14 protein-coding genes are annotated in these 16,394 nt (G+C 61.0%); 2 read left to right on the top strand and 12 right to left on the bottom strand.

From position 1 onward, the window contains the following. Positions 1 to 6: 6 nt before the first annotated feature. The 8 genes from AC1RP7_RS05215 to AC1RP7_RS05180 form a co-directional block, all read right to left on the bottom strand. Positions 7 to 537, bottom strand: coding sequence for a hypothetical protein (locus AC1RP7_RS05215; protein WP_057712883.1), 531 nt, complete (start codon positions 535 to 537; stop codon positions 7 to 9). A gap of 108 nt (positions 538 to 645) precedes the next feature. Then, positions 646 to 1,209 (bottom strand): phosphonate degradation HD-domain oxygenase, encoded by a 564-nt coding sequence (locus AC1RP7_RS05210; RefSeq protein WP_493181376.1) that lies wholly within the window; start codon positions 1,207 to 1,209, stop codon positions 646 to 648. Then, positions 1,209 to 2,342, bottom strand: coding sequence for a TIGR03364 family FAD-dependent oxidoreductase (locus tag AC1RP7_RS05205; protein WP_493181377.1), 1,134 nt, complete (start codon positions 2,340 to 2,342; stop codon positions 1,209 to 1,211). Before AC1RP7_RS05205 ends, AC1RP7_RS05210 begins: the two co-directional genes overlap by 1 nt. 117 nt (positions 2,343 to 2,459) lie before the next feature. Then, complete coding sequence (locus tag AC1RP7_RS05200) at positions 2,460 to 3,485, bottom strand: putative 2-aminoethylphosphonate ABC transporter substrate-binding protein (RefSeq protein WP_057712880.1); 1,026 nt, start codon at positions 3,483 to 3,485, stop codon at positions 2,460 to 2,462. A 38-nt stretch (positions 3,486 to 3,523) separates the two neighbouring features. Continuing rightward, entirely contained in the window at positions 3,524 to 5,248 is a 1,725-nt protein-coding gene (locus tag AC1RP7_RS05195) for a putative 2-aminoethylphosphonate ABC transporter permease subunit (protein WP_493181378.1), read from the bottom strand. Beyond that, the gene (locus tag AC1RP7_RS05190; protein ID WP_493181379.1) at positions 5,248 to 6,324 is read right to left on the bottom strand and encodes a putative 2-aminoethylphosphonate ABC transporter ATP-binding protein; all 1,077 of its coding nucleotides are present in this window, start codon (positions 6,322 to 6,324) and stop codon (positions 5,248 to 5,250) included. The genes AC1RP7_RS05195 and AC1RP7_RS05190 overlap by 1 nt, the downstream gene beginning before the upstream one ends. Before the next feature lie 251 nt (positions 6,325 to 6,575). Continuing rightward, the gene (locus AC1RP7_RS05185; RefSeq protein ID WP_090451991.1) at positions 6,576 to 7,439 is read right to left on the bottom strand and encodes a LysR family transcriptional regulator; all 864 of its coding nucleotides are present in this window, start codon (positions 7,437 to 7,439) and stop codon (positions 6,576 to 6,578) included. Between the two features lie 16 nt (positions 7,440 to 7,455). Continuing rightward, positions 7,456 to 9,717, bottom strand: coding sequence for a heavy metal translocating P-type ATPase (locus tag AC1RP7_RS05180; protein WP_493181380.1), 2,262 nt, complete (start codon positions 9,715 to 9,717; stop codon positions 7,456 to 7,458). Positions 9,718 to 9,810: 93 nt separating this feature from the next. On the opposite strand from AC1RP7_RS05180, the gene cadR reads away from it, so the two are divergent. Beyond that, positions 9,811 to 10,260 carry a Cd(II)/Pb(II)-responsive transcriptional regulator gene (gene cadR / locus AC1RP7_RS05175; protein WP_057712875.1) on the top strand — a complete coding sequence of 150 codons (450 nt, stop codon included), beginning with the start codon at positions 9,811 to 9,813 and terminating at the stop codon, positions 10,258 to 10,260. A 135-nt stretch (positions 10,261 to 10,395) separates the two neighbouring features. On the opposite strand, the gene AC1RP7_RS05170 is transcribed toward cadR, so the two are convergent. From AC1RP7_RS05170 to AC1RP7_RS05160, 3 genes are all read right to left on the bottom strand, one after another. Next, positions 10,396 to 11,367 carry a thymidylate synthase gene (locus tag AC1RP7_RS05170; protein ID WP_407516150.1) on the bottom strand — a complete coding sequence of 324 codons (972 nt, stop codon included), beginning with the start codon at positions 11,365 to 11,367 and terminating at the stop codon, positions 10,396 to 10,398. A 49-nt stretch (positions 11,368 to 11,416) separates the two neighbouring features. Beyond that, on the bottom strand, positions 11,417 to 12,223 hold the full coding sequence (gene lgt, locus AC1RP7_RS05165; protein WP_493181381.1) for a prolipoprotein diacylglyceryl transferase: 807 nt from the start codon (positions 12,221 to 12,223) through the stop codon (positions 11,417 to 11,419). A gap of 97 nt (positions 12,224 to 12,320) precedes the next feature. Beyond that, on the bottom strand, positions 12,321 to 13,103 hold the full coding sequence (locus tag AC1RP7_RS05160; protein ID WP_493181382.1) for a sulfite exporter TauE/SafE family protein: 783 nt from the start codon (positions 13,101 to 13,103) through the stop codon (positions 12,321 to 12,323). A gap of 133 nt (positions 13,104 to 13,236) precedes the next feature. Here AC1RP7_RS05160 and AC1RP7_RS05155 point away from each other — a divergent pair, with 133 nt between their 5' ends. Further along, a complete protein-coding gene (locus AC1RP7_RS05155) occupies positions 13,237 to 13,983 on the top strand; it encodes an NRDE family protein (protein WP_218494675.1) in 747 nt (248 codons plus the stop codon). Between the two features lie 114 nt (positions 13,984 to 14,097). Here the strand turns inward: AC1RP7_RS05155 and ptsP are convergent, their stop codons facing one another. Continuing rightward, positions 14,098 to 16,377, bottom strand: coding sequence for a phosphoenolpyruvate--protein phosphotransferase (ptsP, locus tag AC1RP7_RS05150; protein ID WP_057712870.1), 2,280 nt, complete (start codon positions 16,375 to 16,377; stop codon positions 14,098 to 14,100). Positions 16,378 to 16,394 lie beyond the last annotated feature (17 nt).

Below are 16,394 nucleotides of genomic sequence, written 5' to 3'. Positions count from 1 at the left end.
GGTTGATCAGCGCCAGTTGAACTTCAGATACGTGGCGCTTAGCACCGAGGCAAGCTGTTGGTCCACTGCATCCTGATCGCCATCGTTATCCATATCGTAATTGATCACCCAATCCAGCTTGCCGTCGTTATTGGTGTCGTAGGCAGAGGCCGTGTAAACGATGCTTTGATCTGACGGTTTGCCGACACCCTCATGAAAGTGCAGACGTACGGTGTCTGGCGAGTCGTCCTTGGCAAAGTCCTCTGTAAATATCTTGAGATAACGGTCCCAGGTATTTCCACGATTGAACCACTTGAGCCGCAGGAACGCGTCTGCAAACGATTTGAGTAACCGTTCGTCCTTGGTGTTTTCCTTACCGTCGTTGTTCACATCGCCAATCTGAAAATCAACTTTGCCATCGGCAGTGATATCCAGTGCATATGCCTTGTGAACGAGCAGATCTTCGGCACCGTTAGTCTCTTCGAAGAAATGCAGGAGCACGGTGTCAGCCCTGCCGTTCGCGCTTCGGTCCTGGGCAGTGACTTTCAAATAACGCATGTGGATAGCTCAAATCAATATAGGGTCGATCAAGCTATCCCGTCCCGCTGAAACGTTCTGCGCGAATAGTCTCTTCATCTTGTAGGGGGTTTCAGCAACACTTGTCGTTCAAGCCGCCTTGGGCAAAAGGCCTAAAGCCTTGCGCTTCAGAATATCGAGATCGAGAAGCGGCACGTTCATCTCCTTGGCCAACTCATCCCACTGTCGCATGCGCAAACTGACCGCGCACAGCGGATCCTTTTCAAAGATCTCAGCCTCTTCAGCCGTCATCTCCCCGCCCTGATATTCCAGGGTTCGGCGACTGGCTTCACTCAAGCGCTCGTAGTATCCCGCCTCCTTGAGCGTCAGGTAACGCTTGGCCTGCACGTGGTATTCGACCAGCCGAGCCATACGCTCGCTGAAGCCGGCACGGCGAAGAAAATCCGCGCCCAGACGCTCATGGCTGACAACGCCAAAGCCGCCCATGTTCTCCGCGCTTTCTCCACAGATATGCCCGATGTCATGAAAGAACGCTGCCAGCACCACTTCATCGTCGAAGCCTTCGGCCATGGCCAGTTCCGCCGCCTGGGACATGTGCTCGATCTGCGAAACCGGTTCACCGATGTAATCGCTGTCGCCAAAACGCTCGTACAGACTGAATACTTCGGCGACGACTTGTTCATTGCACCCCATCAGATTTCCCCCAACACAGCTGCGATGTTTCGTTCAGCCATCGCTGGCCCGACGCTCATGCCGACACCGGTGTGCATCAACGCCACGCTCAGGCCTTTTGCCGGGCGCAGGAACGAAAACGGTCCCGGCCCCCGTGAACCATAGACCCCCTGCCAGCGTTCGACCACTTGCACCTTGCAGCCCAGGGTCTGCTCAGCCAGCTCGATCATCCAGTCGTCGACCTGCTCGGCATTGAAGGGTGACGGATCGCTGCCGTAATGGTGCGAATCACCAATGATCAATTCGCCATAGGGTGTCGGGCTGATCAGCAGGTGGATACCGTTTTCGTGCAGGTGCGGCGCGTACTGCAGGATTTCTGCCTGTACCGCCGCAGCCTCCGGCAAGTCGGCGAAGGCGCCGTAGTGCACGCAGCTCAAACCGGTGAGCAACGCGTGTTGCAGGTTGAGGTGGATTTGCGGTCGGGCGCGGAGCATTTGCAGGCGGCAAATTTGCGGCTCGAGTTCAGCAATCTGTTCGGCCAGTAACGTCTGATAATCGTGGCCGGAGCAGACAATGATCTGCTCGGCACTGAAGCTGCCGGCGGTGCTGTGCAGGCGACCCGGCTCGATATCGCGCACCAGGGTAGAAAAGTGAAACTTGACCCCCAGGTCGCGGCGCAGGAAATCGATCAACGCCGGAATCGCTTCGCGGGAATACAACTGCTGATCGTCCATGCCATGCAACGCCGCGCGATGATGGCGGAACTGGCCGCCATACAAATCGCGCAATGCGGCACCGCGCAACAGGTCGACACGGTATCCGTGCTCCACCGCGCGGCCGTCGCAAAAGGCTTGCAGCAACTGTTCTTCCACCTCGGTGCGGGCGAACAGGTACGAGCCATTGCGCTTGAGTTGCAGGCCGGCGAGCTGGGCCCAATCACCCCAGATTCCGCGACTGGCGCGGGCCAGTTCCAGCATCGGCCCCGGCGGCTGGCCGGTGACCAGTGCCTGGCCGAAGTTGCGCACCGAAGCGCCGAGGGGCGTTGCGCTGCGCTCGAAAACCGTGACCTTGAGACCGCGCTTGGCGGCGGCATACGCGTGGGACAAACCCAGGATGCCGGCGCCGACGATCAGCATGTCGTTGTGTTGTGTCATGGGGTCTTGTCCTGAATTTGAAACCGCTTTCGCGAGCAAGCCCACTCCCACATTGGAATGCGTACTCCTGTGGGAGCGAGCCTGCTCGCGAAGAGGCCCTTTCAGCCGATAAAAATCTTACTTGGCCGCCACTTTCTCGGACTTGCCGTCATAGCGCTTGCGCCACTCGGTCAGGATCTCGTCGCGGTTCTTCGAGGCCCAGGCGAAGTCGTTCTTGATCAGGCGTTGTTCGTAGTCGGCCGGCAGTTCGGTCTGTGGCTTGGCGATGCCAGGCTGGGCGAGCACGGCGAAGTTTTCCTTGTAGAGCTCCATCGCCTCAGGGCTAGCCGAGAAGTCGGCCAGTTTCTTCGCCGCCTCTTCGTGGGCAGTGCCCTTGATCACCGCAGTCGCTTCGATCTCCCAACCCAGGCCTTCCTTCGGCAGGATGATGTCCAGCGGTGCGCCCTGGCGTTTCAGTTGAACAGCCGGGTACTCGAAGGAAATACCGATTGGGAATTCACCAGCAGCCGCCAGTTTGCAAGGCTTGGAACCGGAGTGAACGTACTGGCCGATGTTCTGGTGCAGGCCATCCATGTAGGCCCAGCCCTGCTTCTCGCCGAAGGTTTGCAGCCAGGCGCTGACGTCGAGGAAGCCGGTGCCGGACGATGCCGGGTTTGGCATGACGATCTTGCCTTTGTACTCAGGCTTGGTCAGGTCCTGCCAGCTCACGGGCTTGGTCAGGCCCTGCTTTTCGGCTTCGACGGTGTTGAAGCAAATGGTCGCGGCCCACACGTCCATGCCGACCCAGGCCGGTGGGTTGGCCGCGTCGCGGTAGTTGGCGCCGATCTTGCCCAGGTCTTTCGGCGCGTAGCTTTGCAGCATGCCTTGCTGATCGAGAATCGCCAGGCTCGAAGCGGCCAGGCCCCACACGGCGTCAGCCTGCGGACGGGCTTTTTCGGCCAGCAGTTTGGCGGTGATGATGCCGGTGGAATCACGCACCCATTTGATTTCGACGTCCGGGTTGGCCTTTTCGAACGCTTGCTTGTAGGTCTTCAGTTGTTCGGCTTCGAGAGCGGTGTACACCGTCAACTCGGTTTTCGCCGCAAAGGCGTTCAGGCTGAAAGCGGTGAGGACAGCAGCGGCCAGGGCCATAGGCTTGAACATGATCTTTTCCTGTTTTTGAGTTGAGGGGTTGTGCAGATTCAATGACCGGGTGTGGTCTGCCGCCAGGCCTGGGAGCGGCGCAGCAAACCGCGCGAGGCCCAGGCCAGCAGCAGGGACACGCCCGCCGAGGTAATCAGGATCAGGGTCGACATCGCCGCTGCACCGCCGACGTTGCCGGCGTCATCCATGTTCAGCACCGCCACTGCCGCGAGGATGGTGTCGGGGCTGTAGAGGAAGATCGCCGCCGAGACGGTGGTCATGGCCGAGACGAACAGGTAGCGCACGATGTCCAGTAGCGCCGGCAGGCAGATCGGCACGGTGACGCGCAGGTAGTGGCGGTACAGCGGCGCCTTGAGCGACAGCGCGGCGGCTTCAAACTCGGCATCGAGTTGACGCAGCGCGGTGGTGGCGGTCATTTGTGCGGTGGTCAAATAGTGAGCAATGGTGCAAACAATCAACAGTGTCATGGTCCCGTAGAGCACATGCAGCGGGTTGCCGGTGAGGTTGAAGAAGAAGACGTAGCCCAACCCAAGCACCAGGCCTGGCACCGCCATCGGCACGAAACTGAGCATGCGCAGGGTCAAGTTCAGGCCGCGCTGACCCTTGGTTTTTTCCATCAGGTAGGCGCCGGTGAAGATCAGCAGGCTGCCGATCAACGCCGTGCCCAAGGCCATCTTCAGGCTGTTGCCGTAGGCCAGCCAGCCACCGCCGGCGGTTTCGTTGAACTGATAATGGTTGAGCGACAGCGACAGGTTGTACGGCCAGAACTTCACCAGGGACGAGAACACCGCCATGCCGAACACCAGCAGCAACGTGGCGCAGATCAGCAGGACGATAGCCAGGTAGCAGCTGTCGCGCAGCTTCGACGGCGCGGGTTTGAACACCTGGGCACGACCGCTCATGGAATCACCGTGACGCCGACGCAACCAGGCATCGACCCCGAAGCTGAACAGCGCCGGTAGCAGCAACACCATGCCGATCAACGCGCCACGACCGAACTGTTGCTGGCCGACCACCGCCTTGTAGGCCTCCAGCGCCAACACTTGATAGTCGCCACCGACAACCACTGGTACGCCGAAGTCAGTGATGGTCAGGGTGAACACCAGACAGAATGCGGCGAACACGGCCTGACGGGTCGCCGGCCAGCTGATGCTGCGGAAGGCTTTTGCAGGACTCGCGCCCATGCTGGAGGCGGCATCGAACAGTCGCGCATCGGCCAGGGACAGGGCCGACAGAAGAATCATCAAGGCGTGCGGGAAGGTGTAGATGACTTCACCAAGCACAATGCCCCAGAAGCCGTAGATGTTGTCCGAGAGCAGGCCACGCAGCATGCCCTGGTTGCCGAACAGATAAACCAGCGCGATGCCGGGCAACATCGACGGCGCCATCAATGGCAGCAGGGAAATGCCACGCCAAATGCCTTTGGCGGGAATCAAGGTTCGTTGCAGCGCGTAGGCAAACAGGTAGGCCAGCGGTACGACAATGGCCGCGACACTGAGGGAAACCTTGAGGCTGTTACCGAGCAACCAGTGGAAGTTCTCGCTGCTCACCAGCTCTTTCGCTGCGACCCAGCCACCGCCCTGCCCGGCCTCGGCGCTGAAACCGCGCCAGAAGATCGCCAGCAACGGCATCAATACGGCAACGCCCAACAACACCAGCATGAGGACTTTGCCGCCGACCACGAACAACCGGTCACCGATCTCGGCGCGGGTGGTCTGCCGAACCTGCTTGTGCGGCAGCGGCAGCGCGATGTTCGCGCTCATCAGGCAAACACCTGCAGACTACGCGGCGGCAAGGCGACCATGATCTGCTGGGCACCAAGGCGCGGCATGGCTTCTGGCGCCAACTCCGCCAACAGCGGGTGCCCCGGCAACTGATCGAGCTCGAAGCTCATGCGGCAGCGATTGCCGAGGAAGGTGATTTCACGAACCTTGGCCGGGAACAGGTTTTCCTCGTGCACCAGCGGGTTGACGTTGATCGCTTCCGGACGGCAGAACAAACGGCCCGACGCGGACTTGGCGCTGCCTTCGGCCAGACGCATGTTCATCCCGCCGACCTGGGCGTGGCTGTCGCTGTTGCGCTGGAAGGGTAGCCAGTTACCCTGGCCGACGAACTCCGCTACGAATGGCGTGGCCGGGCGGTTATAGATTTCCTGCGGCGTGGCGTACTGCTCGACCTTGCCGTTGTTCATCACGGCGATACGGTCGGCCATCAGCATGGCCTCGTCCTGATTGTGGGTGACCATCAGGGTGGTGATGCCAAGGTTGCGTTGCAGTTGGCGCAACTCGGTGCACAGATGCTCACGGACGCGGGCATCGAGGGCCGACATCGGTTCGTCCAGCAGCAACAGCGAAGGTGCCGGGGCCAGGGCGCGAGCCAGTGCAACCCGCTGCTGCTGGCCGCCGGACAACTGGCCGGGATACTTTTTCTCGCTGCCGCCCAGGCCGACCAGTTCCAGCATCTGGCCGACTCGACGGCGCACTTCGTCACGACCGCTGCCGGCGAGGCCGTAGGCAATGTTCGCTTCGACGGTGAGATTGGGAAACAACGCGTAGGACTGGAACAGAATGCCGTAGTCCCGCGCCTGGGGCGCCAGGTGGGAAACGTCGCGATCGCCCAGGTACAACTCGCCGCTGTCCTGCTTCTCCAGACCGGCGATGCAGCGCAGCAAGGTGGTCTTGCCACAGCCCGACGGCCCCAGCAGACACACCAGCTCACCGGCCGCCACATCGAGGGACACTTTGTCCAGCGCGGTGAAGGCGCCAAAACGCTTCTGTACACCGCGCACTTTCATCGGTGCGCCGGGGTTGGTCAGGGCAGTTGCGATCGAGTTGTTCATGGACGGACCTCATCGAGCAGATGGGGGCCATCCTAGAGTTGTAATGAGTCCGTCATGTGGCAGTAAGGCAAAAACTGCCGATAGTGGTATTCGAGGATTTTGGTTCAAGTCTTGTGTTGCCTGAACTGGCCTCATCGCGAGCAAGCTCGCTCACACAGTGGGTTTGAGGTGAAACACAGATTGTGTGAACACCAAAAATCCCTGTGGGAGCGAGCTTGCTCGCGATGAGGTCGGTACAGGCACCACAGAATTCAGGCCGGGGACATTTCCTGCGCCAACCCAAGAAACGCCGCCGGCAGCCGCGCGTTTTTGCGCTCCTTGAGGCAGTACAGGTATTCGGGAATCTGCGGCGCATTCTCGATGGTCAGCACCCGCAGTTGCGGATCATGGGGCACTTCCTGACGGGCAATGATGCTGATGCCTATGTTGCGCAGCACCGCTTCGCGGATCGATTCGCGACTGCCGATCTCCAGTAGCGGGCCGAAACACACCCCGGCACTGGTCAGTAACTCTTCGGTCAAACGACGGGTGGTCGAGCCCGGCTCACGCATCAGCAAGGTATGTCCGGCCAGCGCGCTGAGCGGTACGTGATCGTGAACCGCCAGCGGATGATTGCGATGCACCGCCAGCACCAACGGATCGCTGCCGAGCACCCGGCGAATCAGTCGTGCGTCATCGAGCAACTGCGACGAGGCCGCGACATCGACACGGTAATCCTCCAATGCTTCGAGCACTTGCTGGGAGTTGCCGATTTCCACCGACACCTCCACCTGCGGCAGGCGCTCGCGGAACGTTTTCACCAGGTCGAGGATGTAATACGGCGCCGTGGCGGCAATACGCAACGTACCCTGGACCTGGCCGCAGTTACGCAGGAAAAACTCGATGTCGGCTTCCTGTTGCATCAGCACCTTGACCATAGGCAGCAGCCGCGCGCCCTCCTCACTGACGCTGAGACGCCGGCCGCCGCGATAGAACAGCTCGACCGAGTACTGACTTTCGAGGTTGCGGATCTGCGTCGTCACCGTCGGTTGGCTCAGGCCGAGCTTTTTGGCAGCCTGGGTAATGCTGCCCAGGCGGGCCACCATGTAAAACGCCTTCAGCTCGGCACTCAGCACAACCGTCCCTCATCCTTTACTTGCGCAGCAGGCGCAAACCGTTGAACACCACCAGCAAACTCACGCCCATATCGGCGAACACTGCCATCCACATGGTAGCGATCCCGGCAAAGGTTACCCCAAGAAAGATCGCCTTGATGACCAAAGCCAGGGCGATGTTCTGTTTGAGGATGCTCGAAGTCTGCCGGGACAGGCGAATGAATGCCGGAACTTTGCGCAGATCGTCGTCCATCAGGGCGACATCGGCGGTTTCGATCGCGGTATCGGTGCCCGCAGCGGCCATGGCGAAGCCGATTTCGGAACGCGCCAGTGCAGGTGCATCATTGATGCCGTCGCCGACCATGCCGACCCGATGCCCTTGAGCATAGAGAGTTTCGATAGCCTGCAATTTGTCCCCCGGTAACAGGTCGCCCTTGGCCTCGTCGATGCCGACTTGTGCTGCAATGGCCTGCGCGGTGTGGACGTTATCGCCCGTGAGCATCAGGGTTTTGATACCCAGGTCATGCAGTTGCCGGATCGCTTCGCGGCTGGACTCTTTTACCGTGTCCGCCACGGCAAACAGCGCCAACGGGCCGGACGAATCAAGCAGCAGCACCACCGACTTGCCCTGCTTTTCCAGGGCAAACAGTTTTTCTTCCAGCGCTGGCGAACACAGGCCCAGATCCTCCACAAGACGATGATTGCCCAGATGGTAGAGCTGGCCGTTGATCTCGCCGCGCACCCCGCGCCCGCCCAGCGCTTCGAAGTTATCCACAATCAGCGTCGCGGTCTGGTTATCCACAGCCGCCTTGGTGATGGCCAGGGAAACCGGGTGATCCGAGCGCCCGGCCAGCGCGGCGGCAATGGCGGGCGCCGAGTCGTCGGCGGTCGGGTCCAGCGACAGGTAATCGGTCTGCACCGGTTTGCCGTGGGTGATGGTGCCGGTCTTGTCCAGGGCCAGGTAGTCGAGCTTGTAACCTCCCTCCAGATAAACGCCGCCCTTGACCAATATGCCTTTACGCGCCGCCGCCGCGAGGCCGCTGACGATGGTCACCGGCGTGGAGATCACCAGCGCACATGGGCAGGCCACCACCAGCAGCACCAGAGCCCGGTAGATCCAGTCGAACCACAACTCGCCCATGAACAATGGCGGGATCACCGCCACGGCCAGGGCCAGGACGAACACTGCCGGGGTGTAGATTTTCGAGAAACTGTCGACGAAACGCTGGGTCGGCGCCCGCGCGCCCTGGGCCTGCTCGACGGCGTGGATGATGCGGGCCAGGGTCGAGTTATCCGCCGCGGCGGTCACCTCGTACTCCAGGGACCCGGCCTGATTGATGGTGCCGGCGAAGACTTTGTCGCCGACGGTTTTTTCCACCGGCAGGCTTTCACCGGTAATTGGCGCCTGATCGATGGTCGAGCGACCGGACAGCACTTCGCCATCCAGGCCGATACGCTCGCCGGGGCGCACCCGCACCCGCGCGCCGAGCCCAATGTTTTTGACATCCTGCTCAAGCCAGCTCCCGTCAGCCTGCAACACCGTTGCCGTGTCCGGCGTCATCTGCATCAAACCGCTGATGGCATTGCGCGCGCGGTCAAGGGACCTGGCCTCGATCAACTCGGCCACGGTGAACAGGAACATCACCATCGCCGCTTCCGGCCACTGGCCGATCAGCACCGCGCCGGTCACGGCAATGCTCATCAGCGCGTTGATGTTCAGATTGCGGTTTTTAAGGGCGATCCAGCCTTTTTTGTAAGTACCGAGGCCACCACTGAGAATCGAGACCAGCGCGATAACCGCCACCACCCAGTTCGGCGCGAAACCGGTGAAGTGGATAACTTCTGCCAGCAATGCACCAACACCGGACAGTGCCAGAGGCCACCACGGCTTTTTCCGGGGCGCGGGCGCCGGGGTTTCATCACCCTGGTCCATCGGCTCGGCCTGCATACCCAAGGATTTGATGGCCTCGACGATCGGCTCGATACCGGGCAAATCGTGGGTTACGCCGAGCACCCGATTAATCAGATTGAACTCAAGCTGCTGCACGCCGGTCAGTTTGCTTAGCTTGTTCTGAATCAGCGTCTGTTCAGTTGGACAGTCCATTGCCTCGATGCGGAAACTGCTCAGTCGGGCTCCGGGCGTCGGCGATTCGCTCAGTTTTACCAGCGCAGGCGCTGCCGCTTTAGATGAGCAGCAGGCGTCGCCGTGACCGCCGTGGCCATGTTTTTGCACGGGCTTGAGCTTGTGGCTGTGCTCGTGCTCAGCCCCGGGTTTGTGGGAGTGCAGGGAATCGCTCATTGGTTGCGTCCATAAGAGTGCCTGTTGCCAAGTAAAGACCCTGTAGCCACTATAGGGTCAAGCACCCTTTCTGGAGTTTTGGAGATTGGCGTCATGAAAATTGGAGAGTTGGCGAAACTCACGGACTGCGCCGTGGAAACGATCCGCTACTACGAGCGCGAGAACCTTCTGCCGGAACCGGCCCGCAGTGATGGCAATTATCGCGTCTATACCCAGGCCCACGCCGAGCGCCTGACCTTCATCCGCAACTGTCGCACCCTCGACATGACGCTCGAAGAAATCCGCAGCCTGCTGGCGTTTCGCGACAGTCCGCAGGATCAGTGCGAAAGCGTCAACGCGCTGATTGACGAACACATCCACCATGTAAAGGCGCGGATCGACGGCTTGCTGGCCTTGCAGACGCAACTGCTCGACCTGCGCCAACGCTGCGGCGAAGGGCCAAGTATCGATCAATGCGGGATTTTGCAGCGGCTGGAAGTGAGCGGCGGGGTGGTGGCGACGGAGGTGGAGCATTCCCATGTGGGCCGTAGTCACGGCCACTGAAAACAACACCTCCCCCCTGTAGGAGCGAGCTTGCTCGCGATGGTCGTGAACGATGACGCGTATTGCCTGAAAAAACGCGTCGTCCTTGAGTCCATCGCGAGCTAGCTCGCTCCTACAGGGGGATGGCGTGAAGCGTCAGACCGCCATCGGCGCGGTCATCGGCGCGTGGTGTTCGTAGCCTTCCAGCGAAAAATCGCCCGGTTCCACCAGCTCCAGCCATTCCGGCTGATAAACACCCGTCTTGGCAAACTCCGGCACACGGTCGGAAATCACCAGTTTCGGCATCGGGAACGGCTCGCGCTTGAGCTGTTCGTTGAGCATGTCCAGGTGGTTTTCGTAGACGTGGGCATCACCGATGAAATAGGTGAACCAGCGCGGCGTGTAGCCGGTCAGGCGACCGATCAGGCTCAGCAGCGCAGCGCCTTCGGTGAGGTTGAACGGCGTGCCCAGGCCCAGGTCGTTGGAGCGGATGTAGAGGGTCAAAGAGATCTCTTTGGTCTCGACATTCGGGTGGAACTGATACAGCAAGTGGCACGGCGGCAGGGCCATTTCATCGAGCTGAGCGCAGTTCCAGCCGTGGAACAGGATGCGGCGGCTGCCCGGGTCCTTGATGATGGTATCGACGCACTGGCGAACCTGGTCGATGGCCTTGTACAGCACCACGTAGGCCTGACCGTCTTCCTCGCCTTCGGCAATCTGGCGATAACCCTGGCTCAGGGTCTGCTCGATGGCAGCCGGGTTGCTGACCGGGATCTGTTTGTACGCCGGCCATTTGCGCCATTGCACGCCGTAGATTTCGCCGAGGTCGTCTTCGCCCTGGCGGAACGGGTTGGCCAGCCACTGGGCGTTTTCGTTGGCGTTCTGGTCCCAGACCTTGCAGCCCAGGGCGCGGAATTCGGCAGCGTTATTTACGCCACGCAGGAATCCGCACATTTCGCCGATGGCGGATTTGAAGGCCATCTTGCGCGTGGTGATCGCCGGGAAACCTTCCTTCAGGTCATAACGCAGCATCGCACCGGGAAAACTGATGGTGTTCACGCCGGTACGGTTGGCCTGTTTGGTGCCGTTCTTGATGACGTGGGCGACCAGTTCGAGATATTGCTTCATGAATTACCTGTGTCCTTGAACCCGCAACCATCGCTGCGGGGTTCGAATTTTATACGGCCGCCGCTGGAGTCGCCGGGGCGCGGTGATACGCCAGCCAGATCAGGAACAGCCCGCCGACGATCATCGGCACGCACAGCACCTGGCCCATGGTCAGCCAGTTCCAGGCCAGATAGCCCAACTGGGCGTCCGGTACGCGGACGAACTCGACGATGAAACGGAAGATGCCATAGAACAGCGCGAACATCCCCGATACCGCCATGGTCGGCCGCGGCTTGCGCGAGAACAGCCACAGGATCAGGAACAGTGCCACGCCTTCGAGGGCGAACTGGTACAGCTGCGACGGATGACGCGCCAGTTGCGCCGGATCGGTCGGAAAGACCATCGCCCACGGCACGTCGGTTGCCTTGCCCCACAACTCGGCGTTGATGAAGTTGCCGATACGCCCGGCGCCCAGGCCAATCGGCACCATCGGCGCAACGAAATCCATCAACTGGAAGAACGACTTGTTGTTCTTCTTGCCGAACCACAATGCCGCCAGCATCACGCCGATGAAACCGCCGTGGAACGACATACCGCCCTTCCACACTTCGAAGATCAGCGTCGGGTTGGCCAGATAGGCGCCCAGATCGTAGAACAGCACATAACCCAAGCGCCCGCCGACAATCACCCCCATCGACATCCAGAACACCATGTCGGAGAGTTTTTCCTTGGTCCAGGTCGGGTCGAAGCAGTTCAACCGGCGGGAGGCCAGCAGCCAGGCGCCGCCGATGCCGATCAGGTACATCAGACCGTACCAGTGGATTTTCAGCGGACCGATGGCCAGGGCCACCGGGTCGATCTGCGGGTAAGGCAGCATTGCGACTCCTCGTTAGAGTTCAAATCTTAAAAATTCCCGGGCGACGCTGCCACCTCAGGATTAAGCCAGGATTGCGCTGCCCGTCAGAGCAGATGCTTCAGACTAGAAAGTTCAGGCCAACGCAGAACAGCAAAGCGGCAAACAGCCGTTTCAGCAACCTCGGCGACAACCTGTGGGCCAATCGCGCGCCCAAGCGGGCGAACACCATGCTGGTCAGGGCAACGCCCAGCAACGCCGGCAAATAAATGAAACCGAGACTATGGGCCGGGAGCAACGGATCGTGCCAGCCCAGAATCATGAAACTTAATGCACTGGCCAGGGCAATCGGCAGACCGCAGGCCGATGAAGTGGCCACGGCTTGCTGCATCGGCACACTGCGCCAGGTCAGGAATGGCACGGTCAACGAACCGCCGCCAATGCCGAAAATCGCCGAAGCCCAGCCAATCACGCTGCCGGCCATGGTCAGACCGAGTTTGCCCGGCACGGTTCGGCTGGCCTTGGGTTTGACCTCAAGCGCCAGCTGAGCGGCGATCACCAGGGCGAAAACACCAATGAGCTTCTGCAGGTTGGGGCCGGAAATCGCTTCGGCCGTCAGCGCGCCAAACCCGGCACCGACCAGAATGCCGACGGTCATCCACATGAAGATCGGCCAACGCACGGCGCCACGGCGATGATGCTCGCGTACCGCGTTGACCGAGGTAAAGATGATCGTCGCCAGGGAGGTACCCACCGCCAGGTGCGTGAGGATCGACGGATCGAACCCTTGGGCCTTGAAGCTGAACACCAGCACCGGGACGATGATGATCCCGCCGCCCACGCCAAACAGCCCGGCGAGTACACCTGCACAGGCGCCGAGCGCCAGATAGAGCAGAAATTCCATGTCGTCCCGCCCGCATCCCCAAAACCGGAGCGGCATGGTAACGGATGCATGGCCTCAAGCTCCACTGCGCAAGGCGATGGATCGATGAGCGATGTCTGCGTAGAGTGAGCAAAAAACACACAAGGACAGCCTGATGTGCCTGATTGTTTTTGCCTGGCGACCGGGTCATGCCCAGCCGCTGGTCGTGGCGGCCAATCGCGATGAATTCTACGCCCGCCCCAGCCTGCCCCTGGCGCCATGGCCCGAAGCGCCGCATGTGCATGCCGGGCGCGACCTCGAGGCCGGTGGCACCTGGCTCGGTGTCGGTGCCAACGGACGATTTGCGGCACTGACCAACATCCGCGATCCCCATCGACCGCCGGGACGCAAGTCTCGTGGGGAGCTGGTCGCGCGATTCCTTGAGGGCGATTGCTCGATTGATGACTATTTGGCCGACGTTGTCAGACGTTCGCCTGAATATGGCGGTTTCAATCTACTGGTTGGCAACAGGAACGAGCTCTGGCACTTCAACGCCCGGGAATCGGAAGCCGTAATGCTGCAACCGGGAGTCTACGGCGTGTCGAACGCCGGGCTGGATACGCCGTGGCCGAAGCTGCTCAAGGCCAAGGCTGCATTGAGCGAGGTGCTGGATGATCCGCAGCCTCAGGCGCTGCTGGCGTTATTGAGCGATGCGCAGACCGCGCCGTTTGCCGAGTTGCCGGATACCGGAGTGGGGCTGGTCACCGAAACGTTGTTGTCGAGCGTGTTCATTGCCAGCCAGAGTTATGGAACGCGGGCGAGTACGGCGTTGATTGTGCAGGCGGATGGGGCGCTGCATATGGTCGAAAGGAGTTTCGGGCCGTATGGCGGGCATCTTGGGGAAGTGGAGATCAGGCTCTAGTCTTGTGTTGCCGGCACAGGCCTCATCGCGAGCAAGCTCGTTCCCACAGGGGATTTGCGGCGTTCACAGATCCAGTGTGGGAGCGAGCTTGCTCGCGATAGGGGCATCAGCGTTTTAGAGGGGCTTGATTGCTGCCGGATTGATCATCCGCGCCAACCCGAGGTTCTTCAGCGCCAGCTGCAACGAGCTGTGAATCACTTGCGGGTTATCGATGGTCATTAGCTCCGCCAGCAATTCCCTGGCCTTGCTCAGGTTGATCTGGCGCAGCATCCACTTCACTTTCGGCAAGTTGGTGGCGTTCATCGACAGGCTGTCGAACCCCATCGCCATCAACAGCACCGCCGCCGCCGGATCACCGGCCATTTCACCGCAGATACTCACTGGCTTGCCTTCGGCGTGGGCATCACGCACCACGTTCTGCAGCGCCTGAAGCACTGCGGGGTGCAGGTAATCGTAAAGGTCGGCCACCCGCGGGTTGTTGCGGTCCACGGCCAGCAGGTACTGGGTCAGGTCGTTGGAACCGACCGACAGGAAATCCACTTGCCGCGCCAGTTCTTTGGTCTGGTACACCGCCGCCGGAATCTCGATCATCACGCCAATCGGCGGCATCGGCACGTCGCAGCCTTCGTCGCGTACTTCGCCCCAGGCGCGGTGGATCAGGTGCAGCGCTTCTTCCAATTCATGGGTGCCGGAGATCATCGGCAGCAGAATCCGCAAGTTGTTCAGGCCTTCGCTGGCCTTGAGCATGGCACGGGTCTGCACCAGGAAGATTTCCGGGTGGTCGAGGGTGACGCGAATGCCGCGCCAGCCGAGGAACGGGTTATCTTCCTTGATCGGGAAGTACGACAGTGACTTGTCGCCGCCGATGTCCAGGGTACGCATGGTGACGGGTTGCGGGTGAAACGCAGACAGTTGCTCGCGGTAGATCGCCAGTTGTTCCTTTTCGCTCGGGAAACGCTGGTTGATCATGAACGGCACTTCGGTGCGGTACAGGCCCACGCCTTCGGCACCACGCTTCTGCGCACGCGCCACATCCGCCAGCAGGCCGGTGTTGACCCACAGCGGCATGCGGTGGCCATCGACCGTCACGCACGGCAGATCGCGCAGCGCATCCAGCCCCAGGGCCAGTTGTTTCTCTTCCTCGACCACCTCGGCGAACTGCTTGCGCAGCACTTCACTCGGGTTGGTGTAGACCTCGCCGTGGTAGCCGTCGACGATCATCTGGATGCCGTCGACCTTGGAGTACGGCAGGTCGACCAGGCCCATCACGGTCGGGATGCCCATGGCGCGGGCCAGGATCGCGACGTGGGAGTTACCGGAACCGAGTACCGACACCAGGCCGGCCAGCTTGCCTTCCGGCACCTCGCCGAGCATCGCCGGCGTCAGTTCTTCGCTGACCAGAATGGTGTTGTCGGGGTAGACCAGGGTTTGCTGGCGCTCTTCCTGCAAATAAGCCAGCAAGCGACGGCCGAGATCCTTGACGTCGGATGCACGCTCGCGCAGGTAAGCGTCGTCCATCAATTCGAAACGGTTGACGTGATCGGTGACCACCTGGCGCAACGCGCCCTGGGCCCACTGGCCGGTCTTGATCACGGTGGTCACTTCGCTGCCCAGCGCAGCATCGTCGAGCATCATCAGGTAGACGTCGAACAAGGCCCGCTCTTCCGGGCGCAACTGCGTGGCAAGCTTGGCGGACAAGGTGCGCATGTCGGCGCGCACGCCCTCGATGGCGGTCTTGAACAGCCCCAGTTCAGCGTCGATGTCGGTGATGGTCTTGTCCGGCACCACGTCCAGGTCAGCGGGCGGCAGCATGACCACCGCAGTACCGACCGCGGCACCCGGCGAGCCCGGCACACCGACGAACTTGGCTTCCTGGATGCCCTTGCCCTGACGACCCAGGCCACGGATGGAGCCTGTGGCCTCGGCATGGGCGATAACGCCGGCCAACTGCGCGCTCATGGTCACGAGGAAGGCTTCTTCCCCTTCATCGAACTGGCGACGCTCTTTTTGCTGGATGACCAACACGCCGACGACGCGACGGTGGTGGATGATCGGCGCCCCGAGGAACGAAGCGAAACGCTCTTCACCGGTTTCGGCGAAGTAGCGATAGCGCGGGTGGTCCGCGGCGTTTTCGAGGTTCAGGGGTTCTTCACGCGTGCCGACCAGACCCACCAGACCTTCGTTGGGGGCCATGCTGACCTTGCCGATCGAGCGCTTGTTCAAGCCCTCGGTGGCCATCAGTACGAACCGGTTGGTCTCCGGATCAAGCAGGTAGACCGAGCAGACCTGGCTGCCCATGGCCTCTTTGACGCGCAACACAATAATCCCCAACGCCGCCTTGAGATCCTTGGCGGAGTTAACTTCCTGGACGATCTTGCGCAGCGTATTGAGCATGGCTCGGGGTCGAACTC

The organism is Pseudomonas sp. GW822-FHT01E03 (assembly GCF_058802985.1).
Note: the sequence above shows the minus strand (reverse complement) of the source record. Positions and strands in the feature narration are given on the sequence as shown.

Excerpts from the sequence above, each read along its gene's own strand:
- AC1RP7_RS05215 (WP_057712883.1), bottom strand. The coding sequence starts at position 537 with ATGCGTTATTTGAAAGTCACTGCCCAGGACCGAAGCGCGAACGGCAGG.
- AC1RP7_RS05210 (WP_493181376.1), bottom strand. The coding sequence starts at position 1,209 with ATGGGGTGCAATGAACAAGTCGTCGCCGAAGTATTCAGTCTGTACGAG.
- AC1RP7_RS05205 (WP_493181377.1), bottom strand. The coding sequence starts at position 2,342 with ATGACACAACACAACGACATGCTGATCGTCGGCGCCGGCATCCTGGGT.
- AC1RP7_RS05200 (WP_057712880.1), bottom strand. The coding sequence starts at position 3,485 with ATGTTCAAGCCTATGGCCCTGGCCGCTGCTGTCCTCACCGCTTTCAGC.
- AC1RP7_RS05195 (WP_493181378.1), bottom strand. The coding sequence starts at position 5,248 with ATGAGCGCGAACATCGCGCTGCCGCTGCCGCACAAGCAGGTTCGGCAG.
- AC1RP7_RS05190 (WP_493181379.1), bottom strand. The coding sequence starts at position 6,324 with ATGAACAACTCGATCGCAACTGCCCTGACCAACCCCGGCGCACCGATG.
- AC1RP7_RS05180 (WP_493181380.1), bottom strand. The coding sequence starts at position 9,717 with ATGAGCGATTCCCTGCACTCCCACAAACCCGGGGCTGAGCACGAGCAC.
- cadR (WP_057712875.1), top strand. The coding sequence starts at position 9,811 with ATGAAAATTGGAGAGTTGGCGAAACTCACGGACTGCGCCGTGGAAACG.
- AC1RP7_RS05170 (WP_407516150.1), bottom strand. The coding sequence starts at position 11,367 with ATGAAGCAATATCTCGAACTGGTCGCCCACGTCATCAAGAACGGCACC.
- lgt (WP_493181381.1), bottom strand. The coding sequence starts at position 12,223 with ATGCTGCCTTACCCGCAGATCGACCCGGTGGCCCTGGCCATCGGTCCG.
- AC1RP7_RS05160 (WP_493181382.1), bottom strand. The coding sequence starts at position 13,103 with ATGGAATTTCTGCTCTATCTGGCGCTCGGCGCCTGTGCAGGTGTACTC.
- AC1RP7_RS05155 (WP_218494675.1), top strand. The coding sequence starts at position 13,237 with ATGTGCCTGATTGTTTTTGCCTGGCGACCGGGTCATGCCCAGCCGCTG.
- ptsP (WP_057712870.1), bottom strand. The coding sequence starts at position 16,377 with ATGCTCAATACGCTGCGCAAGATCGTCCAGGAAGTTAACTCCGCCAAG.